Source organism: Mycobacterium gordonae (genome assembly GCF_017086405.1).
GTDB lineage: Bacteria > Actinomycetota > Actinomycetes > Mycobacteriales > Mycobacteriaceae > Mycobacterium > Mycobacterium gordonae_D.
Genome location: NZ_CP070973.1, coordinates 4,773,725 through 4,800,587, shown reverse-complemented (window position 1 = coordinate 4,800,587; position 26,863 = coordinate 4,773,725). Strand labels below are relative to the sequence as shown.

The window sequence follows — 26,863 nt, the reverse complement described above, 5'->3', positions numbered from 1 at the left end:
ATTGAGGGGCGTTTGGGATGAGTTTCTGGGTGTTGCCGCCTGAGGTTAATTCGTTGCGGATGTTTTCGGGTGCGGGCTCTGCTCCGTTGGCGGAGGCGGCGGCGGCGTGGTCGGGGTTGGCGGAGGAGTTGGGGGCGGCGGCGGATTCGTTTGCGGCGGTGATCAGGGATCTGGGGGTGGGGGCGGGTTCGGTGTGGCAGGGTGCGGCGGCGTCGGCGATGGTGGCGGCGGCGGTGCCGTATGCGGGGTGGTTGGGTGAGGCGGCGGTGGGTGCGGCGGGGGCGGCCGAGCAGGCTGGTGCGGCGGTGAGTGCGTTTGAGGCGGCGCGGGCGGCGATGGTGCATCCGGTGGCGGTGGCGGCTAATCGGGATGTGTTGGTGCGGTTGGTGGTGTCGAATGTGTTGGGTCAGAACGCGCCGGCGATTGCTGCCGTCGAGGGCGTGTATGAGCAGATGTGGGCTGCTGATGTGGCGGCGATGGTGGGGTATCACGGTGGGGCTTCGGCGGCGGCGTCGGCGTTGTCGTCCTGGCAGCACTGGGGCGCGGCGGCGGCCAGTTCCGTGCCTGCACCGCTTCAGGGCATCAACCTCGGCCTGGGAAACATCGGTTCCCTTAATGTGGGTAGCGGAAATATCGGTGACGCCAATCTGGGCAGCGGAAATATCGGAAACTCCAACCCCGGTAGCGGCAATGTGGGGAACACGAACTTCGGCAGTGGCAACCGGGGCGACATCAACGTCGGCAGCGGCAACACGGGAAACCTGAACCTGGGCAGCGGCAATGTGGGTAGCCAGAATGTGGGTAGCGGCAATATCGGCAGCGCCAATCTGGGATCGGGCAACCTCGGCAACACCAACGTCGGCGGCGGCAATGTCGGCGACACCAACGTCGGCTCCGGAAACAACGGGAGCCGCAATGTCGGCAGCGGAAACCTCGGTAGCAACAACTTCGGCTTCGGTAACAGCGGCAGCGGCAATTTCGGGTTCGGTAACACCGGCAACAACAACGTCGGGATCGGTCTCACCGGTGACAACCAATTCGGGTTCGGTGCGCTCAATTCCGGCACCGGCAACATCGGCCTGTTCAACTCCGGCTCCGGAAACGTCGGCTTCTTCAACTCCGGCACCGGGAACCTGGGTTTTGGCAATTCCGGCATCGGTAACTTCGGTTTCGGCAACGCCGGCGACATCAACACCGGTTTCTGGAACGCCGGAGACACGAACACCGGTGCAGCAAACACGGGCACCAGTAATTTCGGCTTCTTCGACTCCGGGAATTTCAACGCCGGCAGTTTCAACTCCGGCAATTCGAATACCAGTTTCGCAAACTCCGGAAGCGTCAACAGCGGATTTCTCAACGCGGGCGCGGTCAATTCTGGATTCGCCAATGCGGGCGATGTCAACACCGGTTTCGCGAATGCGGGCGACATCAACACCGGCGCCTTCAACGGCGGCGACCTCAACACCGCGATCTTCAGCGCTGCGACCCAGGCGGGGCCCAACTCCGGGTTCTTCAACGTCGGCACCGGCAACTCCGGTTTCGGTCACAACGACCCCGCAGGCAGCGGCAATTCCGGCTGGCAGAACTCGGGATTCGGCAACTCGGGCTACGTCAACACCAGCACCACGCTCGCCCTGGGCGGCAACTCAGGCATCCTCAACACCGGGTACGGCAACGCCGGGATCTACAACGCGGCAGTCCAGAACGCGGGCTTCTTCATCGCGGGTGTCACCAGCTCCGGACTTTTCGTGTTCGGAACCGGAAGTTCGGGTCTGCTCATCTCAGGTAACGGTGTTTCCGGAATCTTCAAAGGCTTCTTCTAACAGCCCCGGTTCCTAGAACGGCATTTCGGTGTCTTGACGGTGTGCGGCACGTCGATATTAGGCGCCACCGTCAAATTGGTGTACAAGCGGCTGGCTGGCGCCTGCTCACGCCCAGGTCGGGCGGCTCCTATCAAATTCATCGAGGCAGTCTTGGCCGGACTGCAGACTTTTTCTGTGATTTGGCTTACGATCCGGCGATGGGCTGGTTCGCGCCGCGAGCTGCCCGTGACGAGTCGGAACGGTTCGCTTGGTTGGGGTTGCGATGATTCTGGATTTTGCGTGGTTGCCGCCGGAGATCAACTCGGCGCGGATTTTCACCGGGGCCGGGCCTGGCCCGTTGCATGCGGCAGCGGCGGCTTGGGAGAGTTTGGCGGCCGACCTGATGACGTCGGCGTCGTCGTTCAGTTCGGTGATCACGGGCTTGACCGGTGGGCCGTGGGCGGGGCCGGCGTCGGCGTCTATGGCGGCTGCGGCGTTGCCCTACATGGACTGGTTGGGTCAGGCGGGTGCGCAGGCGGGGGCCGCGGCCGCTCAGGCGCGAACGGCGGCGTCGCTCTTCGAGGGTGCGTTGACGGCGACGGTGCATCCGGCGGTGGTGGAGGCCAACCGGGTGTCGTTGATGACGTTGATCGCGACGAACTTCCTGGGGTTGAACACCCCGGCGATCTTCGCCAATGAGTTCGACTACGTGGAGATGTGGGCTCAGGATGTCGCCGCGATGCTCGGCTACCACGGCGGCGCGACGGCGGTCGCCGAGAGTCTGACTCCGTTCTCGATTCCGCCGCTTGATCTGGCGGGGTTGGCCGCCAACGTCGGTACCCAGGTCACAGGATTTGCGACGACGACCTCGGCAGCGGTCAGTCCGATGGTGGAAGGCGCTGTGGCGGCTGGCGCAGGTTTGGCAACGGGCGTGCAGTCGGCGGCGGCAGCCCTCCCGGTGCAGTCGGTGATGTCATTCGTCCAGGCGGGTGCCATGCCGGCCAGCATGCTGATCGGCCCGCTGCTGCAGGCGGGGCAATCCGCCACCGGCACGGCCGGGCTGGCCGGGGCTACGGCAGCCGCTGATCTGGCGGACATGCCGAAGTTCGTCGGTGACCTCGCGCCCGCCGCTAAGGGCCTCGGTGGTGCCGCGCTCGGAGCCGGAATGGCGGGCGACCTGGGTAAGGCCCACCTGGTGGGCGCGATGTCGGTGCCGCCGACCTGGCAGGGCTCGGTTCCCAAGGGCATGGGTAGCTCGGCCATGGCCGGGCTGGGCGCGATGCCGAATCCGGCGGCGATGGCACAGGCAGCCGGCGCGGGCGGCATGCCGATGATGCCGATGCCGATGGGCATGGGTGGCGGTGCCGGAGCGGGCATGCCCGGCGGCATGATGGGCCGTGGTGGTGCGAGCCCGCACGTTGTTCAGAACCGGCCCAGCGTGATCCCGAGGACCGGCGTCGGATAGCCGGGAAATTGTCGAGCTTCCCGAATTGAATTCATTCGGGCTTCATTATTAGGCGAGAGCGATTTCGTGGCTACTCGATTTATGACGGATCCGCAGGCAATGCGGGAGATTGCCGGACGTTTTGAGGTGCACGCTCAGACGGTCGCGTACGAGGCAGGCCGCATGTGGGCGTCGGCGCAGAACATCGCCGGCGCCGGCCGAAGCGGTATGGCTCAGGCGACCTCGCGGGACACCATGGGTCAGTTGAACACCGCCTTCCGCACCAGCGTGAACATGATGCACGGGTTGATCCGCGACGCGAACAACTAACCGCAGCAGGAGCAGGGCTCGCAGCAGATCCTGAGCAGCTAGAAAGGGCTCCACCCGATGACGATCAATTACCAGTTCGGCGACGTCGATGCGCACGGTGCGTTGATCCGCGCCCAGGCCGCCAACCTGGAGGCCGAGCACCAGGCCATCGTTCGCGATGTGCTGGCTGCCGGTGACTTCTGGGGCGGCGCCGGTTCGGTGGCTTGCCAGGAGTTCATCGCCCAGTTGGGCCGCAACTTCCAGGTGATCTACGAGCAGGCCAACGCTCATGGCCAGAAGGTTCAGAGCGCCGGCAGCAACATGGCGCAGACCGACAGCACCGTGGGGTCCAGCTGGGCCTGATCAACCGAGCGGGCGGGACACTATTGGTGTCCGGGGCCCGTCAGAAACCGAATATACTGAGCAAGCAACAAAGTCGATTCCGGGCGCGAATACCGAAATGCAGCCAGTTTGGCGAAACGCCAGACTGCTGCGGTGGATTGTTTTATGATCCGATAGGGGCATGCTCGCAGGTCGGGTAGCAGTGATGGTTGTGGAGTGATGGAGCCGTTGGCGCGGCTGGCTGATTTGGGGATGCGATGATTTTGGACTTTGCGTGGTTGCCGCCGGAGATCAACTCGGCGCGGATTTTTGCCGGGGCTGGGTCGGGTCCGCTGCATATTGCGGCGGCGGCCTGGGAGAGCTTGGCTGCCGATCTGGCGGCGTCGGCATCGTCGTTCAACGCCGTGATCGTGGGTTTGACCGGCGGGCCCTGGGCGGGTCCGGCGTCGACCGCGATGGCGGCTGCGGCTGTGCCTTACGTGGGGTGGATGTCGGATGCGGCCAGCCAGGCGCAGCTGGCGGCGGGTCAGGCGCGGGCGGCGGCGACGGCGTTCGAGGGAGCGTTGACGGCGACGGTGCATCCCGCGGTGGTGGAGGCCAACCGGATATCGCTGATGACGTTGATCGCGACGAACTTCTTGGGCTTGAACACGCCGGCCATCTTCGCGAACGAGTTCGACTACGTGGAGATGTGGGCGCAGGATGTGGCCGCAATGCTCGGTTATCACGGCGGTGCGACCGCGGTGGCCGAGAGCCTGACCCCGTTCGCCGTTCCGCCGGTTGACCTGGCCGGATTGGCCGCGAATGTCGGCGCACAGTTCACCGGACTGGCCACCTCGGCGTCAGCGGCGGTCAGCCCGGCGGTCCAAGGCGTCATGGCCGCGGCTCCCGGTTTAGTCGCGGGAGTGCAGTCCGCGGCCGCGGCGGTCCCGGTGGACATGGCGATGTCAGCCGTTCAGATGGGTGCGATGCCGGCCAGCATGCTGATCGGCCCGCTGATGCAGGCCGGCACGTCCGCCTCGAGCACTGCCGGACTGGCCGGTGCGTCGACGGCCGCCGGCCTGGTCGACGCGCCCAAGTTCGTCGGTGACGTCAACCCGATGAAGGGGCTGGGTGGCGGCGGCGCTGGTCTCGGCGCCGGAATGTCAGCAGGTCTGGGCAACGCTCGGCTAGTGGGTTCGATGTCGGTTCCGCCGACCTGGCAGGGTTCGGTGCCCAAGGGTATGGCCAGCTCCGCGATGTCGGGGTTGGGTGTCAACGCCGCGGAGATGGCACAGGCTGCCGGAGCCGCGGGCATGGGTGCCGGCGGCGGTATGCCGATGATGCCGATGCCGATGGGTGGTGGCGGTGCCGGAGCAGGTATGCCCGGCGGCATGATGGGCCGCGGCGGTGCCAGCCCGCACGTGGTGCAGAACCGGCCCAGCGTGATCCCGCGGACCGGCGTCGGATAAGTCGGACGATCTTCGGCGCGGGTGACGTATTGGGGGATGCGTCGCCCGCGCTTTTTCGTTGCTGCACCGATCGCCTACCGCGACCGGTCAGACGTGCCCGATGCCACGAGATACCAGAAAGACGCCTAGCACACCGATCACCAACGCGAGAACCTGGTGCCGACGAGCCTTTGACCACTGGTTCACCGCACACATCACTCGGTCGGTCCGCGCCGGCGCGGCCAGTCGGCTGACCAGGGGGAACTCGACAAAGGCCAGCGCGATCAAGGTGTACAGGCCAGCTGCGCCGACCTGAGTTCGGATCGTGACCCCCGACGTCAGGATCGCGGTCAGCGCGGCCAGGAATCGGAAGTCCACCATCATCCCCACACCCAGGGCGAATGACATCCGAAGCGGCCTGGCCTGCAGTGCAGCGCGGGCGCGTTCGGAAAAACGGGAGATCGTCGCGGACGTCCGCAATTGCAGTGCCCACGGATGGCTGTCGGGACTGCGACATGGACGCGGTGCGATGCCGACACCTACGCCGGCTATCAGCAGGACCACCACACCTATCGCAATCTCGATGTGGCCGGCGGCGGGGGTCGCGGCGGCGAGTTGCACCCGGGACACCGCTGCGATGGTGAGGTCGCGGACTGCGAACAACACCATTGCCGCCAGGACGGCACTGACCGCCATGCCGCCCAACCAGAACGCGACCAGCGGTCCGACCGCCCGCCGCCGCGAGGACAACGCGAGGCTCACGCCGATTCGTACCGGGTCTGCCGTCGCCACACAAGCTAACACCAGCACCGTGAGCCACATGCAAACGGACGCTACAACGTGGCTGTCGGCTGCGGAACCCATAGGCGGGCACGCAAATTCCAATCCTCAGCGCGTAATCGGAGACCGGCAATGTTTTCTGGCGCCGTACTAAGAATCCCGGTAGCGGATCCTTTACCGGCAGTACTCCTGCAGGGGTGCTGACCTCGCACAATTCGGTGGTCGTCGGCACCGGACAAGTAGCGAAATTCATATCTTGAGAGAGCGATCAGGAATGTGGCGTTAAATAAATTTTTCCTGCGATTTCCTTTAATGAAGCCGATTTGCGTGGCGGCTTTCGGTCTGTGGATCCCCGAAATACCGACGCCCGCGATCGCCGGGGATGCCCATGACCGCGTGGCGCTGACGCTCGGATGCGCAGCGGGGTAGCGCCACCCACGACCGACGTCGCGGTTCGGCCCCTGTGGACATCGCAATCCGCCGGCCGGGTTCCGGATGCTCTCCCCCCGCATTCCTGGAAATGGCGGCACCGTCACGGCGATCCATTCGCATGGAAAACAGGCAAAAACGGTCGCTTCGCGTAGCGGCTAACTAGGCGTGTCACAACACGGCAATTAGCGGCGTTGAGCCGCATCGCCCAGGGCGAGGAGACAGCGCAATTCGTCGGCTCGGCAAAACAAAGTGAGGACGACACGCCGGTCGGTATATCGGGGTCGATCGCCCGCGCGACTATACCGTGATCTCGACCTGGCGCAAGAAGCCTCCAAGGAGGGCGTGTGCGGAGCGAACACCCAGTCGACGGAATGACCCGTCGGCAATTTCTGGCGAAAGCCGCCGCCGCCACCACCGCCGGCGCGTTTATGGACCTGGCCGGGCCCATTATCGAAAAAGCCTATGGCGCGGGCCCCTGCAGCGGTCACCTGACCGATATCGAACACATCGTGTTGCTGATGCAGGAGAACCGCTCGTACGACCACTATTTCGGCACGATGTCCAGCACCGCCGGCTTCCAGGACCCGAACGCCCTGCCCGGAGTTTTCCAGCAGAAGGGATGGAATCCCGCCACCCAGGCGAACGACCCCGCCGGGATCACCATGCCCTTCCGCTTCGACACCACCCGCGGCCCGCTGGTCGCAGGCGAATGCGTCAACGACCCCGACCACGGCTGGATCTCTCAGCACCAGTCGTGGAACGGCGGCGCGATGGACGGCTGGCTCCCGGCGCAGGCCCAGGTCAGCGCGGTACAAGGCAACGTGCCGGTGACGATGGGGCACTACACCCGTGCCGACATTCCGATCCACTACCTGCTCGCTGACACCTTCACCGTCTGCGACAACTATCACTGCTCATTGCTGGGGGGGACCACCCCGAACCGCCTCTACTGGATGAGCGCCTGGATCGACCCGGCCGGCACCCAGGGCGGTCCGGTGATCTTGGAGCCCAACATCCAGCCGCTGCAGCACTACAGCTGGCCTACCATGCCGGACAACCTCGAAGCCGCCGGCGTGAGCTGGAAGGTGTACCAGAACAAGCTGCTCGGGCCGCTGAACAATACCGTCGTCGGCTACAACGGCCTGATCAACGACTTCAAACAGGCGGCAGATCCACGGTCGAACCTGGCGCGTTTCGGTGTCGCGCCCACCTACCCTCTGGACTTTGCCTCAGACGTCAGGAACAACCGCCTGCCCAAGGTGTCCTGGGTGCTGCCGGGCTTCCTGCTCTCTGAACACCCGGCCTTTCCGGTTTCGATCGGTGCCGTCGGCATCGTCGATACCCTGCGGATTCTGTTGTCCAATCCGGCTGTCTGGGAAAGGACCGCGCTGATCGTCAACTACGACGAGAACGGTGGCTTCTTCGATCACGTCGTCCCGCCGACACCGCCACCGGGAACCCCCGGTGAGTACCTCACGGTGCCGGATATCAACTCCGTTCCGGGCTCCGGCGGAATCCGAGGTCCCATCGGCCTGGGATTCCGCGTCCCCTGCATCGTCATCTCTCCGTACAGCCGTGGACCCCTGATGAATCACGACACCTTCGACCACACGTCCACGTTGAAGTTGATCAGTACCCGCTTCAATGTGCCCGTTCCCAACCTGTCCGCCTGGCGTAACGCGACGGTCGGCGATATGACGTCGACGTTCAACTTCGCCCAGCCACCCAATACGTCCAAACCGAATCTGGACCACCCGCGCCTCAAGGCGCTCCCCAAGTTGCCCCAGTGCATACCGAACGCGATATTGGGCACGACGACCAAGACGTCCATTCCTTACCGGGTTCCGTACCCGCAAATGATGCCGACCCAGGAATCCCAGCCGGTGCGTGGTCTGCCTAGCGGACCCTGCTGAATGCGAACGCGTTCCAGAATCCAACGATGTGCCTTTCCTGATATCCGCGCGATTCCGGCTCGTATGACGCTCGCAGGCGTTCGGCCTTGACCATCGACGGCGACTTGAGCGACGCGGATGTGATGCACCGAAAAGTGTGTTGAGGCTTGAATTCGTCCGATGCCCGGCAATCCGCCGGACGATGTCGAAGCAGCGGGCATCGGTTCGCACGCGGGATCGCCGGACGACATCGATCGCATTGAATCCCGTGGTCTGGGTTGTGAACTGCCCGCCCGTCGTTGCCGGGACCAACCCGCGACAACCAACCACCGACAACCAACCACCGACAAAGGGTGTGGCGGCAGCAGCATCGTGCCGTCTCGGCTCACCGGCCGCCGCCTGCGCGCCGGGTTGGGCGGCCAGGCGTTGGTCTAAGGCAGATTCGAGGCTGCCCGGGCCGCCGTGCCGGGGGACGCACCCGCGGGAAAACCCCAGGTGCGGCGACAGAGTCGCCGTGGGCGCGGCGATATGGAGATCTGACGACATCAAAAATCCTGATTCCGTCGATAATCCTCGGGCGATTGTCTTATGATGCTGGTGCTCGGGTACGTAACCAACGAGCACGAAGAAGTTGAGATCGGCACTGAAAGGGGACAGGCGTGCTGTTGCCTCTTGGTCCGCCCTTGCCGCCCGATTCTGTGGCGGCAAAACGGGGCGAGTCGGGCATGCTGGGCGGACTATCGGTTCCGCTGAGCTGGGGCACGGCTGTTCCACCAGACGACTACGACCATTGGGCGAAGGAGTCTGAATCAGGTGTCGAGGACGTCGTCGCGGTGCCAGGTGCGGTCGATCCGGAACCGATCGAACCGGCCAACGACGAGTGGGATGAATGGGCGGAGTGGAAACAGTGGGAAGCGGAGAACGCTGAACCTCGTTTCGAGATGCCACGCGGAAGCAGCGTGGTCCCGCATTCGCCGGCAGCCGGATGAGAGAAAGGGAAAGACTGTCGATGTCTACGGGTGATTAGCGGTTCCGGAAGGTCCGGACCCGGTGATCACATCAATCAAACTGGTTGAGTTTCAAGCAACACATCCACGAACCCAAAGGAGATAGCCAAGATGGCAACACGCTTTATGACCGACCCGCACGCTATGCGGGACATGGCGGGCCGCTTCGAAGTGCACGCCCAGACCGTTGAGGACGAGGCCCGTCGCATGTGGGCGTCCTCGCAGAACATCGCCGGCGCCGGCTGGAGCGGTATGGCTCAGGCGACCTCGCTGGACACGATGGGCCAGATGAACCAGGCCTTCCGCAACATTGTGAACATGCTGCACGGAGTGCGTGACGGACTGATCCGCGACGCCAACAACTACGAGCAGCAAGAGCAGGCTTCGCAGCAGATCCTCAGCAGCTAGCCAGATGGCGGCGAAAGCCGCTGCAGCTTAAAAACTTTCACAAACTAAGGAGACCAGTTCAATGACCATTAACTACCAGTTCGGTGACGTCGACGCGCACGGCGCGCTGATCCGCGCCCAGGCCGCCAACCTGGAGGCCGAGCACCAGGCCATCGTTCGCGATGTGCTGGCTGCCGGTGACTTCTGGGGCGGCGCCGGTTCGGTGGCTTGCCAGGAGTTCATCGCCCAGTTGGGCCGCAACTTCCAGGTGATCTACGAGCAGGCCAACGCCCACGGCCAGAAGGTCCAGAGCGCCGGCAACAACATGGCGCAGACCGACAGCGCCGTCGGGTCCAGCTGGGCCTGATAGAAGTTCTCGGTTCACGGCGGCGCATCGGGCCGTAACCCGATGCGCCCGTCGTGGGCCTCTTGAACTGAGCAAAACTGCGCACGCCTGCCTCTCGGTGGGCGTGCGCAGTTTTTTGTCCGCAGCCACGTCCGCGGAACCGGCTTCAGAACCGCCCGCCGCCGCCCATGAATCCACCGCCGGAGGGCCCGCCAGACGAGCCAGACGACCCCGACCCACCGAACGATGTGGGGCTCCAGCCGCCGAAGCCTCCGCGCAGGCCTCCGCTGAATATGTTCCCGATGATGATTCCGCCCAGCATGGCGCCGGTGTCGCCGTCGCTGCGACGCGCGTAAGCCCGCTGTGCCGCTTGCACGTCGGCGTTGGCCAGCGACTGCGCGTGTGCGGCCAGCGTGGAAGCCCCGTTGGCATACGCGATGGCTTCGGTTAGATTCGTCGACTTGCGGGCGTGTGCAGCCTCTAGTTGGCGTTTGGCCTCGGCCAGCCGGGTCCGGGCCTCGGGGCCGATGCTGCCGCGGCGGGTGTCGATGTACTCCGACACCGCATGTACCCGCGACTCGGCGGTGAACAGCGCCTGCTCGAAGGACCGCTGCAGCCGTTCGGCGTTCGCCCGCTCCTGCGCCACCACGGTCAACATCTGGTTGAGCTCCGCGTCGGACTTCGACAGCCGGGCGAACGCGCCCAGCGGATCTGCGGTGCCACGTGTGCCGCCGGAGCTGTCCAGCGCCCGCGCGGCCGCATCCCGCGCGGCGATCAGTTCCCCGGTGTGCGCCGAATGGTTGCCGTGGGTCTTCTGCAGCTGCTCGTTGGCACGCTTGATGGCCGCTTGTATGTCAGCCAGCAACGACGGCAGATTCGCTACCGCCTGCCGGATGTCGCCGGCCGCACTGTCGACCGCGTCAAGTAATGAGCGTGCTTGTCCGAGAGCGGATTCGGCCGCGCGCACCGCGTCCACCAAGCGGCTCTGCTGCCCGCTGACGGCTTTGTCTGCCAGTTCCCGTGCCGCCCCGATATTGCGGTCGGCGAACTCCAGTCGCTCCTTGGCGGTGCTCACGTTGCCCGACACGGAAGTCAAGGCGGCAGAACCGAATTCGCTGTGAAGTTCGGTCAGGTGCCGTTCCGCGGGATCCAGTCGGGCGGTCAGCTCGACGTACTGCTGGGTCAACACATCCAGCTTGGCAGGGGCGTTGATCACCAGATCGCGCAACTGCTCGAATGCCTCGGTCTGGGACTCCAGTTCGCGGTCGGCATTGGCCGCCGAGACGATGACCTGGGTGAGCAGCTCACGGCGCTGCGCCGGCGTTTCGGGCGTGCTGTCGTCGAGTTGCTGGCGCACCGTGAATGCTTGGGCCAGAGCGGCTTGGGCGTTGTTCACAGCTCGAGTGAACGGTGCGGTCCGCTCCTCGCCGAACTCGTCGATCGCCAGCGCGAGTTCATTGCTGCTGGTGCGCACCGCGTTGTCGACTTCTACCACCTTCGCCCGAGACAAGTCGTCGAGGATGTCCAACGGAACCGCGGCCAGCGCGGTCGGGTCGGTGGCATTCACCCGCCGGGCCGCGGCCACCGCGTCGGTGCGCCGTCGGCGGGCGCGCCGACGCATCACGAATAGCAGGATGACCACGGCCAGCACGATGGCGCCGAGCGCACCAAGCAGCACGTAACGGCCCGTGGGGCTGGACCTCGTGTTGAGTCCGTCGGCTGCGGCGACCGCCGCGGCACTCCACTGGGCGTTTCGTAGCGCGGGCTCGATCTTGTTGTGCCGCAGATTGTCGACCTGACTCGACGTCACGCCCTGCATGTCGCTGGGCACCAGGAAGGAATACGCGCGGCCACCGGTGGACACCGCCAGCAGTGCATCGGAAGTGCCGAGCTCGCTGGCTCGGAAGGTGCGCTGGCCCCAGTTCTCCGCAGTCTGCCCCGAGAAGTTGTCGACATAGACCACCCACAGGCGGATGTGGCGGTCGGCGTAGAGACGGTCGACCGCTGCGGTGACGGCGGCGCGATCCGAATCGCCGAGCACACCCGCGTTGTCGGTGAGGTATTCCGCCAATCGGAACGGTGGCTGCGCGCCGGCGGGGGGTGCCGACAACAGCAACCCCCCGCTCAGCCCCACCGTCATCACCGTCAGGACAACGCCGATCAGGCGAGTAATGCGCATACCGCTAATTAAACGTGGGTGGCCGCCGATTCAGCGACCGGCCTGTGCCTGCTGAGGTGTCAGGCCGGTCCGCCGCCACCGGCACCCAGGGTGCGTTGCATGTCGCCCTTCATGGCCACCAACTGCGCATTCCAGTAACCCCAGCCGTGCTGACCACTGCCGTCGATGTTGAAGGTCGCGTTGCGGCCGCCGGCGGCGTTGTAGGCGTTCTTGAAGTCGACGTTGCTCTGCAGCACCACCTGCTCGATGATCTGGCCCGGCAAGCTGCTTCCGTTCGCCCCGCCCAGTTCCGAAGGTGTGCCGTTGCCGCTGTAGACCCACAGGCGGGTGTTGTTGCCGGCCAGTCGGGCGGCCTGCACCGTCGGGTCGTGGCGCTGCCAGCCCGGCCCGCCGGACGGACCCCACATGTCCTCGGGGTTGAAGCCGCCCTCGTCGTTCATCGCGAACTTGATCAAAGTGGGCCCGTTGCCGCTGGATGGAGTCAGATAGGCCGACAGCGAACTGGCATACGCGAACTGGCCCGGGTGGTAGGCCGCCAAGATCAACGCCGACGAGCCGGACATCGACACCCCGACCACGGCGTTGCGGGTCGACCGGACGCCCTTACCGGCCAGGAAGCTCGGCAGTTCACTGGTCAGGAACGTCTCCCACTTGTAGGTGGCGCCGTTGGCCGACCCGTACCAGTCGGCGTAGAAGCTGGAACGCCCGCCAACCGGCATGACCACCGACATTCCCGAGCCCTGGAACTCGTCGAACGCATTGGTCTCGATGTCCCAGCCGTTGCGGTCGTCGCGCGCCCGCAAGCCGTCGAGCAGATAAACGGCCGGCGCCCCGCCCTGCTGGAACTCCACCGTGATGTTGCGGCCCATCGCCGCGGAAGGGACTTGGAGGAATTCGGGTGCGGCGGCTCGCGCGGTCGGCTCGGTGCCGGTGACACCAAGCAGCCCGGGCAGTGCCGCGGCCGCGACCGCCGCGGTCGTCAGTCGACGTGTCCAACGTTTCTTGTGCTGATGCATGGGGACTCCTGATTAATGGGCTGGGACGTTCGTGTGGCGGGCTCGCCGCGGCGGCCTCTGGCCAACCCGAACTCATGTCGCGGAACGCAGCGTTGCGTGCTCGTCCCGCCTGGCCTTCGGCAATCCTGGATCCGACCCAGTTATCGGTTTGTTACCCACAACTGGCCGGTTCAACCGCACCAGACGGGTTGACACGCCCGCCGAGGTCGCCCTGGCAGACTGTGGGTCGGTGAGCACCGATAAGCACGACCCCTACGACGACTTCGACCGCGCGCGGCGGGTAATCGAAGCTACGAAAACTGCGGGTCTGCCCGGTACCGAAGGCCAGCACCGCACGGACTTCGCCCGCGACCGGGCACGGGTGCTGCACAGTGCCGCGCTGCGCCGGCTCGCGGACAAGACACAGGTCGTCGGGCCACGTGAAGGCGACACCCCGCGCACTCGACTGACCCACTCGCTGGAGGTGGCCCAGATCGGCCGTGGCATGGCGATCCCACTCGGCTGCGACCTGGACCTCGTCGAGTTGGCCGGCCTCGCCCACGACATCGGTCACCCGCCCTACGGGCACAACGGCGAGCGGGCGCTCAACGAGGTCGCCGCCGCTTACGGCGGTTTCGAGGGCAACGCGCAGAACTTCCGCATCCTCACCAGCCTCGAGCCCAAAGTGCTTGACGCGCAAGGACGCAGCGCCGGTCTGAATCTGACCCGCGCCGCACTGGACGCGGTGACGAAATATCCGTGGCCGCGGTCTACGGGCACCGGAAACCAGAGGTGCAAGTTCGGTTTCTACGATGACGACCGCGCCGCGGCCGCGTGGGTCCGCCACGGTGCCCCCGAGGGCCGGACGTGCCTGGAAGCGCAGGTGATGGACTGGGCCGACGACGTCGCCTATTCGGTGCACGACGTCGAGGACGGCGTGGTCTCCGAACGCATCGACCTGCGGGTGCTGGCCGACGAGAACGACGCGGCGGCACTGGCCAGGCTGGGGGCCAGCGAGTTCCCCCGGATCAGTGCCGACGATCTGATGCAGGCCGCGCAGCGGCTCTCGGGGCTGCCGGTGGTTGCCTCGGTCGGCAAGTACGACGCGACCCTGGCGGCCGCAGTGGCGCTCAAGCGGCTGACCAGTGAGCTGGTCGGCCGGTTCGCCACCGCTGCGATCGCCACCACCCGCGCGGCGTCCGGCACGGGCCCACTGGTGCGCTACCAGGCCGACCTGCAGGTGCCGGACATGGTGCGCGCCGAGGTGGCGTTGCTCAAAATCCTGGCGCTGCAGTTCATCATGTCCGACCCGCGACACCTGGAAACCCAAGCCCGACAACGCGAACGCATCCACCGGGTGGCGCAGTGGCTGCATGCCGGAGTACCGCATACCCTTGACCCGGTCTTTGCTGCCGCCTTCAACGCCGCGCCCGACGACGGAACGCGTCTGCGGGTCATCGTGGATCAGATCGCGTCCTACACCGAGGGGCGGCTGGAACGTATCGACGCCGGTCAACTCGGCGGACCGACGGCCTAGACTGAGGCCCGTGGCCGGCCGGATCCCTGATCGTGACATCGCCGCCATCCGCGAAATGGCCCGTATCGAGGACGTCGTCGGCGACTATGTTCAGCTGCGCGCCGCCGGGGCCAATTCGCTCAAGGGCCTGTGCCCGTTCCACAACGAGAAGTCACCGTCGTTTCATGTGCGGCCCCTGAACCATCAGTTCCACTGTTTCGGTTGCGGGGAGGGCGGCGACGTGTACGCCTTCATCCAGAAGATCGAACACGCGAGCTTCGTCGAGGCCGTCGAAATGCTCGCCGATCGGGTCGGCTACACCATCACCTATACCGGCCCGGCCACCAATGTGCAGCGCGACCGCGGCAGCCGTAGCCGGCTGATCGCGGCCAACGCGGCAGCCGCCGAGTTCTACGCGCAGGCGCTGCAGTCCGACGAGGCGGCTTTGGCCCGCAAGTACCTGACCGATCGCAGTTTCGACGCCGAGGCCGCCCGCCGGTTCGGCTGCGGATTCGCGCCCTCGGGCTGGGAGACCTTGACAAAGCACCTGCAGCGCAAGGGTTTCGAGTTCAAAGAGCTGGAGGCGGCCGGGCTTTCCCGACAGGGCCGTCGGGGACCGATGGACCGCTTTCACCGGCGGCTGCTGTGGCCCATCCGCACCGCCTCGGGCGAGGTGATCGGGTTCGGCGCCCGGCGACTGTTCGACGACGACCCGATGGAAGCCAAATACGTCAACACCCCGGAGACGCTGCTGTACAAGAAGTCACAGGTGATGTTCGGGATCGACCTGGCCAAACGCGACATCGCCAAGGGCCACCAGGCGGTGGTCGTCGAGGGATACACCGACGTAATGGCGATGCACCTGGCCGGGGTCACCACCGCGGTCGCGTCCTGCGGCACCGCGTTCGGCGATGATCATCTGGCCATGCTGCGCCGATTGATGATGGACGACAGTTTCTTCCGCGGTGAGCTGATCTACGTTTTCGATGGCGACGAAGCCGGCAAGGCGGCCGCGCTCAAGGCTTTCGACGGTGAACAGAATTTGGCGGGACAGTCGTTCGTCGCGGTGGCACCCGACGGCATGGACCCGTGTGACCTGCGGCTGAAGTCCGGCGACGGTGCACTGCGTGACCTGGTGGCGCGGCGAACACCGTTGTTCGAGTTCGCGATTCGCACCGCGCTCGGCGAATTGGACCTGGACAGCGCCGAGGGCCGGGTGGCCGGGTTGCGCCGGTGCGTGCCGATGGTCAGTCAGATCAAAGACTCGACGCTGCGCGACGAGTATGCCCGTCAGCTGGCCGGCTGGGTTGGTTGGGACGACGTCGCGCAGGTCGTCGACCGGGTGCGCAGCCAGGCCAAGAGATCGCCGGGAGCGGGCCAGGCCGGGACGGGCAGCAGGACGCCGCGCCGCGCGCAGCAGCCCGCTCAGACGTCGTCTGACGCCGTCGCCGCGGCGTCTGCGGCAGCCCGGCCGGACCCGCGCGACCCGACGCTGTGGCCGCAACGAGAGGCCCTCAAATCGGCGTTGCAGTTTCCGGCGCTCGCCGGTCCGGTGTTCGACACGCTGACCGTCGAGAGCTTCACCCACCCCGGCTACGCGGCGGTGCGTGCGGCGATCGAGGCGGCCGGGGGGACCTCGATCGGTGTCGGCGGGGCGCAATGGCTGGACATGGTGCGCCAGCAGACCAACTCGGCGCTCACGGCCGGACTGGTCAGCGAACTCGGGGTCGAGAGCATCAACGCCGAGGACGAGCAGCTGCCGCGGTACATCTCCGGGGTGCTGGCCCGGCTGCAGGAGGTGTGGATGGGCCGCCAGATCGCCGAGGTGAAGTCCAAGCTGCAGCGCATGTCACCGATCGAGCAGGGCGACGAGTATCACGCGCTGTTCGGGGACCTGGTGGCGATGGAGGCATACCGGCGCAGCTTGCTGGAGCAGGCCAGCGGCAACGATCTGACCGCCTGAACTTCTCAGCGTGCGGCGTTCACCCGCGGCGCGACGACCTCGACCTCGTCCACCTGGTCGCCAGGTGCCCTGTGCTCCATGACGGCCGTCTGGCTGTCGATCTCAGCCAACGTCACAAAGCCCGTGTCGGGTGAGATCCGGTTTGCGATCTTGCGCCGACCGCCCTCGATCATCGATCTGGCGACGGGGCTGCCGGTGAGCGCGCGGTAGGTGCCGACGATCTGCTCATAGCGACGGCGCCCGGCCTTGGTGCCCAACACGTAGCCCACGCCCAGCACGGCGACATACCCGATCAAAGCGATCCCTCCGAGAAGAAGTGCGTTCGTTCCATCCTGCCTTATCCGCCCCGAAAGTGGCGCGCCCGATGCCCGGCGGCCAGCCCGAAACGGTTCAGCCGGAGCCGGTTGGCTGCGGGCGTAGCCAGTACGCTAGAGTCGTCCCGCGGTCAGCACCAGCGTTCGCTGGACTGATAGTCCCCTGTAGCTCAACTGGCAGAGCATTCGGCTGTTAACCGAAGGGTTGAAGGTTCGAGTCCTTCCGGGGGAGCCACCGCCCGTCATGATCGCCCCTCACAGCCACCGGTTGACCGGGCGGCGCGGGGCCGCGGTGTTAGCTCCGGTCAGAAATTCTTCTCCCCACTCGCGCTGGGCGCCCTGCTCGGCGGCCACTCCGGCAGTCCGTGCGTCGGCGGGCCTGCCGGCCAGTTTGACCAGTGCCCCGGCCATGGCGAACAGCGGAACGTGCTGTCGCTCGCTGGCGCTGAGCAACTCGCGGAACGCCGATTGGGTGCTGTAGCGGCGCCAGCCCACCAGGATGCCCACCGCGGTGTCGATCACCCGGGTGGCCTGCATACGGTCTTCGTTCATATCTCGTCGTCCTGTCATGCAAAGAGAGCGAAAAGCGCTGCAGAGCAACGATTCACGAACTCCGCTGAATTGGCGTCAACCGATCAGCGACAACAGTCCGGCGCGCGCAACGCTACGAAGTGCAGCAAGCTGGCCCCCGGCATCATCCCAGCTTAGGTCATCGGGGTCGGTGCCGCTGCGTTTCAAAGTGTTTGGCTCGCAGGCGATTTAATACTTGCGCAGACTTTGCGACGCGCGATCAGGCGGCAGGGGCGCGCCGCAGGCGTGCGACCAGCGGGTACATCTGGCAGCCCAGGCAGATGCCGAACGCGGCGTTGAGGAAGGCGGCGAACAGGGCGAAGGCGGTCGCGATGACGCCGACGAGCTGCAGCCCGGCCGCGAAACCGAGCACCCCGATGACCGCGAATATCAGTCCGACCAACTGGGCGAACTTCAGCGGCGCCACCGGCTCCCGTTCGCTGACCGGACTCAGTCGCGGGGCCACTAGCTTGGCGAACAGCAAACCGTAGGGACTATTGCGGGGGCCGCGCACAGCGCTGATCGCGAAGACGATGGCCTGCGCGGCCAGGACGGCGGCCGCGGCGGGGGAGCTGACCACCGACACAGCCAGCGTCACCACCAGCACCGTGGTGGTGATCCACGCCGCGAAGCGCGGACCCCGGACGTCTACGTGGCTGATATCGGACGACATCAACTGCTCCTTTCGCTGAAACTCAGACCCTAAGTGGTTGCAGGGCCGTCTGTAGGTCGGCGGCTTTGGGGACGCCGGCGGTGCGGTAACGCTGCTGGCCCTGCGCGTCGAAGATGAAAGTGGTGGGCAGCGACAGCACCGACAGCCGCTTGGCGGCCGCAGGGTGGGCGTCGATGTCCAGCTCGACGTGAGCGACGTCGGGAAGCTCGGCGCACACCTGATCGACCACCCGACGGACCGCAGCGCATGGTCCACACCACTCGGCACTGAAATGCAGCACGGTCGGTCCCGTCTCTGACAGGCCCAGATCAGCGTGGTCCTGCTCAGCACCGGCGGAGGGTTTCGCCTCCCGCAGGACTCCTGACCGCTGGTTGAGCACGCAGCCGATCAGGCACGCCGCAATCAATGCCGCGGCGATCGCCAGGCCGACGATGACAACTGAACTCACGAGCGCACCAACAACTTTCCCAATGCAACATTCCCTAGATGGAGAAGTCCTCGCCGTACCAGACGCCCGCTTCGGGCGGCCGGATGACACGGTCGGCAGGTGCGCCCGAAAGCTGGCCATTGGGCGCGCCGGACCGGTCTCCCTCCAGCCGGGCCACCCTGGTGAGCAGCGATTTCAGGCTCACACCGACAAGATCTGGCAGCTTCGACTCGTCCTGACTGTCGGGACCGGGCCGGCTGACGACCTGCCCGGGGACGCCGACCACCACCGCGCTGGCGGGTACCTCCTTGACCACGACGGAGTTCGCGCCGATCCGGCTGTCGTCACCGATCTTGATCGCGCCGAGGACCTTGGCACCCGCCCCGATGGTGACCCGGTCACCTATGGTGGGATGGCGTTTGCCACGGTCGCGGCCCGTGCCACCGAGGGTGACACCGTGGAAGATGGTGACGTCTTCGCCGACTTCGGCGGTTTCGCCGATCACCACGCCCGTCGCATGGTCGATGAACAGGCCGGGCCCCAGCGTGGCGCCGGGGTGGATTTCGACGCCGGTCAGAATCCGAGTGAACTCGGCCACGGTCCGGGCCAGCACCCGCCTGCGGCGCCGCCACAGCCAGTGACTGATTCGGTGTCCCCACACCGCATGCACGCCGGGATAGGCGAAGATGACCTCCAGCGTGGTCGGTTCGGCCGGATCTCGTTCCCTGGCCACCCGAATGTCGCGCCGTATGTCGTCCAGCATGGCTAGTCGCTCAGATCGGAGAACAGGACGGTGCTCAGGTAACGCTCGCCGGACGAAGGGAGAACTACGACGATGAGCTTGCCGGCGTTCTCGGGCCGGCGTGCCACCTGTAGCGCGGCAGCCACGGCCGCTCCCGACGAGATCCCTACGAGCAGTCCCTCTTCGGCGGCCAACCGGCGGGCTAAGGTCAGCGCATCCTCGTTCTCGACGGTGACCACCTCGTCCACCAGCCCCATGTCAAGCACCGGCGGAATGAAGCCCGCGCCGATGCCCTGAATGGGGTGCGGTCCCTTTTGGCCGCCCGACAGCACCGGCGAGGCGGACGGTTCCACCGCGACGAACTGCACCGAGGGCTTGCGCTCTTTGATGGTCTGCGCGACGCCGGTGATGGTGCCGCCGGTTCCGACCCCGGAGACGAAGATGTCGATCTTGCCGTCGGTGTCCTTCCAGATCTCCTCGGCGGTGGTCACGGCGTGCACGGCCGGGTTGGCCGGGTTCTCGAACTGCTGCGGCATGAAATAGCGCTCGTCGCTTTTGGCCAGCTCTTCGGCCTTGGCGATGGCACCCGCCATCCCTTCGGGACCGGGGGTCAGCACGAGTTCGGCGCCATAGGCGCGCAACAGTATCCGCCGTTCGGTGCTCATCGTCTCGGGCATGGTCAGCACGCACTTGTAGCCACGTGCGGCGGCCACCATGGCCAGGGCGATGCCAGTGTTGCCGCTGGTGGGCTCTACGATGATGGTGTCGGGCTTGATCAGGCCCGCCTTCTCGGCTGCGTCGATCATCGCCACGCCGATGCGGTCTTTCACGCTGCCACCGGGATTGAATGACTCGAGCTTGGCGACCACGTCCGCCACCGCGCCGTCGGTGACCCGGCGCAGCCGGACCAGCGGCGTGTTGCCGATCAGTTGGGTGATGTTCTCCGCGATGGTCATCCACATTCTCCAACGACGTCGGGGCAGGGCTGCTCGGCATCCCAGGTGATGTCGAACTCAATTGTCACGCGTGTGGCGGTGGTGAGGGCAACCGGTGTCAAACGGTGGGATGGTCCTGCCAGGGCCACGCCGGTAACGACTCGACCGCTCAGGAGATGCGACGTGGTTGCCGTGAGCGTTATTCCCGAGCTTCCAGGAGTGAAACGTAGGTAGAAGTCGGCGCCCGGTTCGATCGTTTCGGTGATCGGCGCTCCATCGGCGTCGACGAGCGCTCGGCCGCCGGTGAGGTCCAGGGTCAGCGGGATGCTGACCTGGAACGGGCCGACTAGCTCGGAGTCGACGACTGCAGCGCTGTCCAGCAGCGGTTCTGCGGTGTCGCGCAGGGCCGTGTAGGCGCCGGCCAACAGATAGTTGTAGAGGTGCACGGTGCGGTCGGCGTTGCGGTAGTGCCCGGTGCCGGTGAGCCAGAAGTCGACGTGGTCGATCGCGGCCGCGCTCTCAGGAGCGGACGTGAGCAACCGGTAGTACCGGTAGCCCTTACTGCCGCGGCCGTGGCTGCTGCTGGACACGGTGCTGCCAACGCCCAGCGCGCGCTGGTAGCGGCCGCGGCCGGTGTCGATGGGCAGTCGGGATCCGGACACGTCTTGCCACGTGACGCCGTCCGCGGATTTCTGTAGCCGGACGTCGAAAGGGGTCTCCGATGAGGACCACAGTGCATAGCCGCCGAGCTGGGGTTGCCTGTCAAATTCGAAGGTGAGGGACCCATTGCCGTGGTGGACCGCGGTGGGGGCGTGCAGGGGCCGGGTGTCCAGGGCCAGGCCGTTGGTGAAGTGCCAGATCGCGGCCTGCGTGCCCGCGATGGCTTCGTGTTCGCTGATGTTGGACGCTCCGAGCGGGTAGCCCGCCTCGCGCAATCGCCGGCTGAGCTCGACGGTAGAGCGCATCGGGAAGGAGTGCCGCAGGATCCACTCCACCTCGGCTTCGCAGCCGCGGGTGCGCAGATGTGGCAGTGCCGCCCAAGTACCCAGCCGATAGGGCGACGGGTGGTGCGGTGCGATGCCGGCGAAGTCGAGCGAATACGCCTGCAGATTCGGATTGAGCCTGATCAGATCGGTGCGGGCGGTGGTGCCGTCGGTGAACACGATCTTGTCGACCGTGTGGGAGTAGGTGCCACCGCGGTACCGGGTCATACGGGTCGGCTCGGCGACGGGCCGCACCCGGACACGCTTGCGGGTTGCCACCGGCGCCAAGGTGCGGCTGGGTATGGACAGAACGGTCATGGATTGTTGCTCTTCCTGGAGGCAGATAGCGCGCGGCATCGCCGATTGCGGGCGGAGCGCGGTGATTGCTGGACGGTCAGATTTCGTCAGGAATCAACAGGAACAACAACAACAACAGTTCACGGCGGAACAGCGCGTGCGGACAAAGCGCAGCTGGACGGCCTGTTGCATGTTCTCCACTATAAAGCATCGGCGAATTGCCGCGGTTCGGCTCATTCGCGGTTTTAACTCTTGGCGGGTGCTGCCCCTCATGCGTAGGCTCGGCGCGCACTCGCGCAATCGGTCGGGCATGATGACTTGGCCCGGTACCCGGCGCTGGTCCGATCACCCAGGGAAAGGACGACCATGACTTCCTCGGCTCAGGGGTCGCAAAACGAGTCTCAAGCGCTGGGCGACCTGGCGGCCCGCCAGCTTGCCAACGCTACGAAGACGGTTCCGCAACTCTCCACCATCACGCCGCGCTGGCTGTTACACCTGTTGAGCTGGGTACCGGTGGAAGCCGGTATCTACCGGGTCAACCGCGTGATCAACCCCGACCAGGTCGCCGTCAAGGCCGAGGCCGGCGCCAGCATCGACGAGCCGCTGCCGGAGACGTACGTCGACTACGAGACCAGCCCGCGCGAGTACACACTGCGGACCATCTCGACGCTTCTCGACATTCACACCAGGGTCTCCGACCTCTATTCCAGCCCGCACGACCAGATCGCCCAACAGTTGCGGCTCACCATCGAGACCATCAAGGAGCGCCAGGAGTTCGAGCTGGTGAACAGCCCCGAATACGGGCTGCTGGCGCAGGCGACCCCCGAGCAGACCATTCAGACACTGGTCGGGGCGCCCACTCCTGACGACCTGGACGCGCTGATCACCAAGGTGTGGAAGACACCGAGTTTCTTCCTGACCCACCCGTTGGGCGTGGCCGCCTTCGGCCGCGAGGCCACCTACCGCGGGGTGCCGCCGCCAGTCGTCAGCCTGTTCGGCGCGCAGTTCATCACCTGGCGCGGCATCCCGATCATCCCGTCGGACAAGGTTCCGGTCGAAGACGGCAAGACCAAGTTCATCCTGGTACGCACCGGCGAGGAGCGCCAGGGCGTGGTGGGATTGTTCCAGCCGGGCCTGGTCGGTGAGCAGGCCCCGGGCCTGTCGGTGCGCTTCACCGGAATCAACAAATCGGCCATCGCGACCTACCTGGTCACGCTGTACACGTCCCTGGCCGTGCTCACCGACGATGCTCTGGCTGTGCTCGACGACGTCGCGGTGGACCAGTTCCATGAGTACAAGTGAGTACCGCTCGGTAGACGCCGAAAGCGAGCTGCCGGTCAGCGCCGCGGAGCTCGCGGCGTTGGCCAGCCAGCTCTACGCGGCCAGCGTCCGGCCGGGGCCGGACAGCCCGCCGCAGGCGGTCTCGGTCGCTCCACGTGGGAGTGTCCCGGACGCTACCGCTGCGACGTCCGCGGGGACGACGGCTTTCGGTACGTCTGATGCGCTGCCGAGCCCGGTTCCATTCCTCGGGGTGTCCAACATCTATCTGCCGGCGCCGACGTCGCCCGGCCCCGAGCCCGTGCCGCATGAGGCGGTGCCGGTGGCCCCGCGGGGCAGTGTGCCGGACACCACGGCCGCGCCGTCGTCAGCGCAAGCGGCGGCGGCGGCGGTGGCAGATCCGTTCCTGCCGGGCGATTTCAGCGTCTTCGCCGTGCCCACGTCGGGCATCGTGCCGACCGTTCCCGGCGTGTTGGCCGGCGCGCCGCCCACCACTCCGGTGGCGCCGCGCGGGTCGGCACCGGGATGGCCGGGGGAAGCCCCGTCGGTTGCCGATCTGGGCTGGTCAGATGCGCTGTCTTCGGAGCGGATCGGCGACGAGGCTAACTATCACTTCCTGACGATCTCCGAACCGGTACCGCAGCTACCGGATGAACACGAGGTGTTCGATGTCCACGCGGTGCGGGCCGACTTCCCGATCCTGAAGGAGACGGTCAACGGCAAGCCGCTGATCTGGTTCGACAACGCGGCCACCACGCAGAAGCCGCAAGTCGTCATCGACCGGCTGTCGTACTTCTACACCCACGAGAACTCCAACATCCATCGCGCTGCGCACGAGCTGGCCGCACGGGCTACCGACGCCTACGAAGAGGCCCGCGACACGGTGCGGCGGTTCATCGGTGCGCCGAAGTCCGAGCAGAACATCTTCGTGCGCGGCACTACCGAGGCCATCAACCTGGTCGCCTACGCGTGGGGTGGCAAGCACCTGAAGCCCGGTGACGAGATCGTCATCACCCATCTGGAACACCACGCCAACATCGTTCCGTGGCAACTGATTTCGCAGCAGACCGGTGCGATCCTCAAGGTAGCGCCGGTGGACGAAGCCGGCAACCTGCTGCTTTCGGAGTTTGAAGAACTGCTCGGCCCGAAGACCAAACTCGTTGCCGCCACTCAAGTTTCGAACGCTTTGGGCACTGTGACGCCGGTCGAGAAGATCGTCGCGCTGGGTCACCGGTACGGCGCGCGGGTGCTCATCGATGGCGCACAGTCGATCCCGCATCTGCCGATCGATGTCGCCGAGCTCGGGGTGGATTTTTTCGTGTTCTCCGGGCACAAGATCTATGGTCCGACCGGCATCGGGGTGTTGTACGGGAGCGAAGAGGCGCTGGCCGAGACGCCGCCGTGGCAGGGTGGCGGCAACATGATCGCCGACGTCACCCTGGAACGCTCGCTATATCAGGGACTGCCCAACAAGTTCGAGGCCGGCACTGGAAACATTGCCGACGCGGTCGGCCTGGGCGAGGCGCTGCGCTACGTCGAGAAGGTGGGCATCGAACGTATCGCCGCCTACGAGCACGCCTTACTCGACTATGCGACGCCGCGACTGGCCGACATCCCGGGCGTGCGCTTGGTGGGCACCGCCGACGAGAAGGCCAGCGTGTTGTCCTTCGTGCTGGCCGGGCATGAGCCACTCGAGGTGGGCAAGGCTCTCAACGCCGAAGGCATCGCCGTACGTGCCGGGCATCACTGTGCGCAACCGATCCTGCGGCGCTACGGTCTGGAGGCGACGGTGCGTCCCTCATTCGCGTTCTACAACACCTTCGATGAGATCGATGTTTTTCTGCGCGCGGTGCGCCGCATTGCCGAAGGCGGCGCGAACGTAGGCTGAGTCGCGCGTCCGTTCCACAGTTGATTTCCCGCTGATTGCAAAGCTGGGAACGTATTCTCGCGGTTCGTAGGCTGGCGACGTGTTTCTATCTGCATTCAGCCGGCGCAGAGTGGCCCCTCCCTTGAATGCACGTAAGTCTTTGCTGGGCAATGGTTTACGAGAGATCACGAATTCACTTGTGATGTCGGTGTAACGGGGCCGGTATGGGTCCCATGCGACGCTGGAATAGCCCGGGGGGGTGCGGACTGTGACTACACCTATCGCCAAGCCCATGAACGCATTGGGCGAATTCTTCAAGTTCTGCGCCGAGACTTCTGTCGTCCTGGTGCGGCGGACATGGAATTGGCGCGAGATTCTCGAGCAGATCTGGTTCGTGGCCCGGGTGTCGATTTTTCCGACCATCATGTTGTCGATTCCCTACACGGTGCTGATCGTGTTCGTGCTGAACATCCTGCTCGTCGAGATAGGTGCCGGCGACCTTTCCGGTGCCGGGGCGGGGCTGGCATCGGTGACGCAGGTCGGTCCGGTGGTCACGGCGATGGTCGTCTCGGGAGCCGGCTCCACCGCGATGTGCGCAGATTTGGGGGCGCGCACCATCCGCGAGGAGATCGACGCCATGAGGGTGATCGGCGTCAATCCTATTCAGGCGCTAGTGGTTCCACGCGTCATCGCCGCCACCTTCGTCGCGGTGCTGCTCTACTCGGTGGTCGCGGTCACCGGCCTGGTCGGCAGTTACATCTTCGTGGTATTCGTCCAGCACGTCACGCCGGGAGCGTTCGTCGCGGGGATGACCCTGCTGACCGGGCTGCCCCAGGTGGTGATCTCGCTGATCAAAGCGACGTTGTTCGGAATCTCCGCAGGCATGATCGCCTGCTACAAAGGCATATCGGTCGGCGGCGGTCCGGCCGGCGTGGGCAGCGCGGTGAACGAGACCGTGGTGTTCTCGTTCATGGCACTGTTCTTCATCAATATCCTGACCACCGCGCTGGGTGTGAAGGTGACCGCCAGATGAGCGTCGATGCGCCCGCCGCGCGTCAGGGACTGACACCACCTACCGAGCGGGGTCCGGGGGTGCACCGCAGCGGCGTGGTCGTCGACGAGTCCCCATGGCTGTCTACTCTGGGGCCCCGGCTGACCGCTGCCATTCGGCAACTGGGGGAGCAGACCGCGTTCTACGGGCGGGCCCTGGCGAATATCGGCGAAGCGGTGCGCCGCTACCCTGGCGAACTATTGCGCCTGATCGCCGAAATGGGCATGGGCACAGGCGCACTGGCGGTGATCGGCGGCACCGTCGGCATCATCGGCTTCCTTACGCTGACCACCGGTGCCCTGGTCGCCGTTCAGGGCTACGACACGTTGTCCAACATCGGCGTCGAAGCGATGACGGGTTTCCTGTCCGCGTTCCTCAACGTGCGGATGATCGCGCCCTGCACGGCGGGTCTGGCGTTGGCCGCCACCATCGGTGCAGGTGCGACGGCTCAACTGGGCGCCATGCGGATCAACGAGGAGATCGACGCCCTCGAAGTGATGGGTATCCGGGCCATCACCTACCTGGCGTCCACGCGCATCATCGCCGGTGTGCTGGTGGTCATTCCGTTGTACGCCGTCGCAGTGCTGATGTCGTTCATCGCGGCGAAGTTCCTCACGATCTCGGTTTACGGCCAGTCCCGCGGTGTCTACGAGCATTACTTCGCCACCTTCCTGCACCCCAACGACCTGTTGTGGTCGTTCCTGTCAGCGCTGACGATGGCGACCGGGGTGATGGTGGTGCACACCTACTACGGGTTCACCGCGACCGGCGGTCCGGCCGGCGTGGGGGAGGCGGTAGGTCGCTCCGTGCGGTCTTCGATGATCGTCACCGCCTTTGTCTGCCTGATGATTTCGCTGTCTGTTTACGGTCAGCACGGCAACTTCAACCTGTCGGGTTAGGCG

At 65.7% G+C, this 26,863-nt stretch carries 25 protein-coding genes and 1 tRNA gene; 16 read left to right on the top strand and 10 right to left on the bottom strand.

The genetic code is table 11. The features are described from left to right. Positions 1-17 precede the first annotated feature (17 nt). From JX552_RS20480 to JX552_RS20460, 5 genes are all read left to right on the top strand, one after another. Positions 18-1,823: a PPE family protein gene (locus tag JX552_RS20480; protein ID WP_205873736.1), complete on the top strand. Its 1,806-nt coding sequence runs from the start codon at positions 18-20 to the stop codon at positions 1,821-1,823. 262 nt (positions 1,824-2,085) lie between these two features. Continuing rightward, positions 2,086-3,267: a PPE family protein gene (locus tag JX552_RS20475; RefSeq protein WP_205873735.1), complete on the top strand. Its 1,182-nt coding sequence runs from the start codon at positions 2,086-2,088 to the stop codon at positions 3,265-3,267. A 66-nt stretch (positions 3,268-3,333) separates the two neighbouring features. Next, positions 3,334-3,576: a WXG100 family type VII secretion target gene (locus JX552_RS20470; protein WP_205873734.1), complete on the top strand. Its 243-nt coding sequence runs from the start codon at positions 3,334-3,336 to the stop codon at positions 3,574-3,576. A gap of 57 nt (positions 3,577-3,633) precedes the next feature. Further along, positions 3,634-3,918, top strand: coding sequence for a WXG100 family type VII secretion target (locus tag JX552_RS20465; RefSeq protein ID WP_205873733.1), 285 nt, complete (start codon positions 3,634-3,636; stop codon positions 3,916-3,918). Between the two features lie 236 nt (positions 3,919-4,154). Further along, a complete protein-coding gene (locus tag JX552_RS20460; RefSeq protein ID WP_205873732.1) occupies positions 4,155-5,348 on the top strand; it encodes a PPE family protein in 1,194 nt (397 codons plus the stop codon). Between the two features lie 87 nt (positions 5,349-5,435). Here the strand turns inward: JX552_RS20460 and JX552_RS20455 are convergent, their stop codons facing one another. After that, a complete protein-coding gene (locus JX552_RS20455; RefSeq protein ID WP_205873731.1) occupies positions 5,436-6,149 on the bottom strand; it encodes a GAP family protein in 714 nt (237 codons plus the stop codon). 761 nt (positions 6,150-6,910) lie between these two features. On the opposite strand from JX552_RS20455, the gene JX552_RS20450 reads away from it, so the two are divergent. The 4 genes from JX552_RS20450 (at position 6,911) to JX552_RS20435 (ending at position 10,192) form a co-directional block, all read left to right on the top strand. Then, positions 6,911-8,452, top strand: a complete 1,542-nt coding sequence (locus JX552_RS20450; RefSeq protein ID WP_205878585.1) for a phospholipase C — start codon at positions 6,911-6,913, stop codon at positions 8,450-8,452. 638 nt (positions 8,453-9,090) lie between these two features. Continuing rightward, positions 9,091-9,420, top strand: coding sequence for a hypothetical protein (locus tag JX552_RS20445; protein WP_205873730.1), 330 nt, complete (start codon positions 9,091-9,093; stop codon positions 9,418-9,420). Between the two features lie 129 nt (positions 9,421-9,549). Then, on the top strand, positions 9,550-9,846 hold the full coding sequence (locus JX552_RS20440) for a WXG100 family type VII secretion target (RefSeq protein ID WP_065036524.1): 297 nt from the start codon (positions 9,550-9,552) through the stop codon (positions 9,844-9,846). 61 nt (positions 9,847-9,907) lie between these two features. Beyond that, the gene (locus JX552_RS20435; RefSeq protein ID WP_065142966.1) at positions 9,908-10,192 is read left to right on the top strand and encodes a WXG100 family type VII secretion target; all 285 of its coding nucleotides are present in this window, start codon (positions 9,908-9,910) and stop codon (positions 10,190-10,192) included. 145 nt (positions 10,193-10,337) lie between these two features. On the opposite strand, the gene JX552_RS20430 is transcribed toward JX552_RS20435, so the two are convergent. After that, positions 10,338-12,350, bottom strand: a complete 2,013-nt coding sequence (locus JX552_RS20430; protein WP_205873729.1) for a TPM domain-containing protein — start codon at positions 12,348-12,350, stop codon at positions 10,338-10,340. Positions 12,351-12,409: 59 nt separating this feature from the next. Beyond that, on the bottom strand, positions 12,410-13,366 hold the full coding sequence (locus JX552_RS20425; protein ID WP_205873728.1) for an esterase family protein: 957 nt from the start codon (positions 13,364-13,366) through the stop codon (positions 12,410-12,412). Positions 13,367-13,595: 229 nt separating this feature from the next. Here JX552_RS20425 and JX552_RS20420 point away from each other — a divergent pair, with 229 nt between their 5' ends. Together JX552_RS20420 and dnaG are read left to right on the top strand one after the other, a co-directional pair. Further along, positions 13,596-14,882, top strand: a complete 1,287-nt coding sequence (locus JX552_RS20420; RefSeq protein WP_205873727.1) for a deoxyguanosinetriphosphate triphosphohydrolase — start codon at positions 13,596-13,598, stop codon at positions 14,880-14,882. A 10-nt stretch (positions 14,883-14,892) separates the two neighbouring features. Then, a complete protein-coding gene (dnaG, locus tag JX552_RS20415; RefSeq protein WP_205873726.1) occupies positions 14,893-16,824 on the top strand; it encodes a DNA primase in 1,932 nt (643 codons plus the stop codon). Between the two features lie 5 nt (positions 16,825-16,829). Here the strand turns inward: dnaG and JX552_RS20410 are convergent, their stop codons facing one another. Beyond that, positions 16,830-17,120: a hypothetical protein gene (locus JX552_RS20410; RefSeq protein WP_241010653.1), complete on the bottom strand. Its 291-nt coding sequence runs from the start codon at positions 17,118-17,120 to the stop codon at positions 16,830-16,832. 177 nt (positions 17,121-17,297) lie between these two features. On the opposite strand from JX552_RS20410, the gene JX552_RS20405 reads away from it, so the two are divergent. Further along, positions 17,298-17,373: transfer RNA gene (locus JX552_RS20405), tRNA-Asn, on the top strand. Positions 17,374-17,393: 20 nt separating this feature from the next. Here JX552_RS20405 and JX552_RS20400 read toward each other — a convergent pair. From JX552_RS20400 to JX552_RS20375, 6 genes are all read right to left on the bottom strand, one after another. Continuing rightward, positions 17,394-17,690, bottom strand: a complete 297-nt coding sequence (locus tag JX552_RS20400; RefSeq protein WP_205873725.1) for an ANTAR domain-containing protein — start codon at positions 17,688-17,690, stop codon at positions 17,394-17,396. Between the two features lie 238 nt (positions 17,691-17,928). Next, positions 17,929-18,381 carry a DUF4395 domain-containing protein gene (locus JX552_RS20395; RefSeq protein ID WP_205873724.1) on the bottom strand — a complete coding sequence of 151 codons (453 nt, stop codon included), beginning with the start codon at positions 18,379-18,381 and terminating at the stop codon, positions 17,929-17,931. A gap of 22 nt (positions 18,382-18,403) precedes the next feature. Beyond that, positions 18,404-18,829 carry a thioredoxin family protein gene (locus JX552_RS20390; RefSeq protein WP_205873723.1) on the bottom strand — a complete coding sequence of 142 codons (426 nt, stop codon included), beginning with the start codon at positions 18,827-18,829 and terminating at the stop codon, positions 18,404-18,406. 34 nt (positions 18,830-18,863) lie between these two features. Further along, the gene (gene cysE / locus JX552_RS20385; RefSeq protein WP_205873722.1) at positions 18,864-19,571 is read right to left on the bottom strand and encodes a serine O-acetyltransferase; all 708 of its coding nucleotides are present in this window, start codon (positions 19,569-19,571) and stop codon (positions 18,864-18,866) included. 2 nt (positions 19,572-19,573) lie between these two features. Beyond that, positions 19,574-20,506 (bottom strand): cysteine synthase A, encoded by a 933-nt coding sequence (gene cysK / locus JX552_RS20380; RefSeq protein ID WP_205873721.1) that lies wholly within the window; start codon positions 20,504-20,506, stop codon positions 19,574-19,576. Beyond that, on the bottom strand, positions 20,503-21,786 hold the full coding sequence (locus JX552_RS20375) for a thioester domain-containing protein (protein ID WP_205873720.1): 1,284 nt from the start codon (positions 21,784-21,786) through the stop codon (positions 20,503-20,505). Before JX552_RS20375 ends, cysK begins: the two co-directional genes overlap by 4 nt. A 345-nt stretch (positions 21,787-22,131) precedes the next feature. On the opposite strand from JX552_RS20375, the gene JX552_RS20370 reads away from it, so the two are divergent. From JX552_RS20370 to JX552_RS20355, 4 genes are all read left to right on the top strand, one after another. Next, positions 22,132-23,067 carry a family 2A encapsulin nanocompartment shell protein gene (locus tag JX552_RS20370; RefSeq protein WP_205873719.1) on the top strand — a complete coding sequence of 312 codons (936 nt, stop codon included), beginning with the start codon at positions 22,132-22,134 and terminating at the stop codon, positions 23,065-23,067. Then, entirely contained in the window at positions 23,054-24,931 is a 1,878-nt protein-coding gene (locus JX552_RS20365) for a family 2A encapsulin nanocompartment cargo protein cysteine desulfurase (protein ID WP_205873718.1), read from the top strand. Before JX552_RS20370 ends, JX552_RS20365 begins: the two co-directional genes overlap by 14 nt. A 271-nt stretch (positions 24,932-25,202) precedes the next feature. Next, positions 25,203-25,943 carry an MlaE family ABC transporter permease gene (locus JX552_RS20360; RefSeq protein ID WP_205878584.1) on the top strand — a complete coding sequence of 247 codons (741 nt, stop codon included), beginning with the start codon at positions 25,203-25,205 and terminating at the stop codon, positions 25,941-25,943. Next, complete coding sequence (locus JX552_RS20355) at positions 25,940-26,860, top strand: MlaE family ABC transporter permease (protein ID WP_241010652.1); 921 nt, start codon at positions 25,940-25,942, stop codon at positions 26,858-26,860. The genes JX552_RS20360 and JX552_RS20355 overlap by 4 nt, the downstream gene beginning before the upstream one ends. The last annotated feature ends 3 nt before the right edge of the window (positions 26,861-26,863 follow it).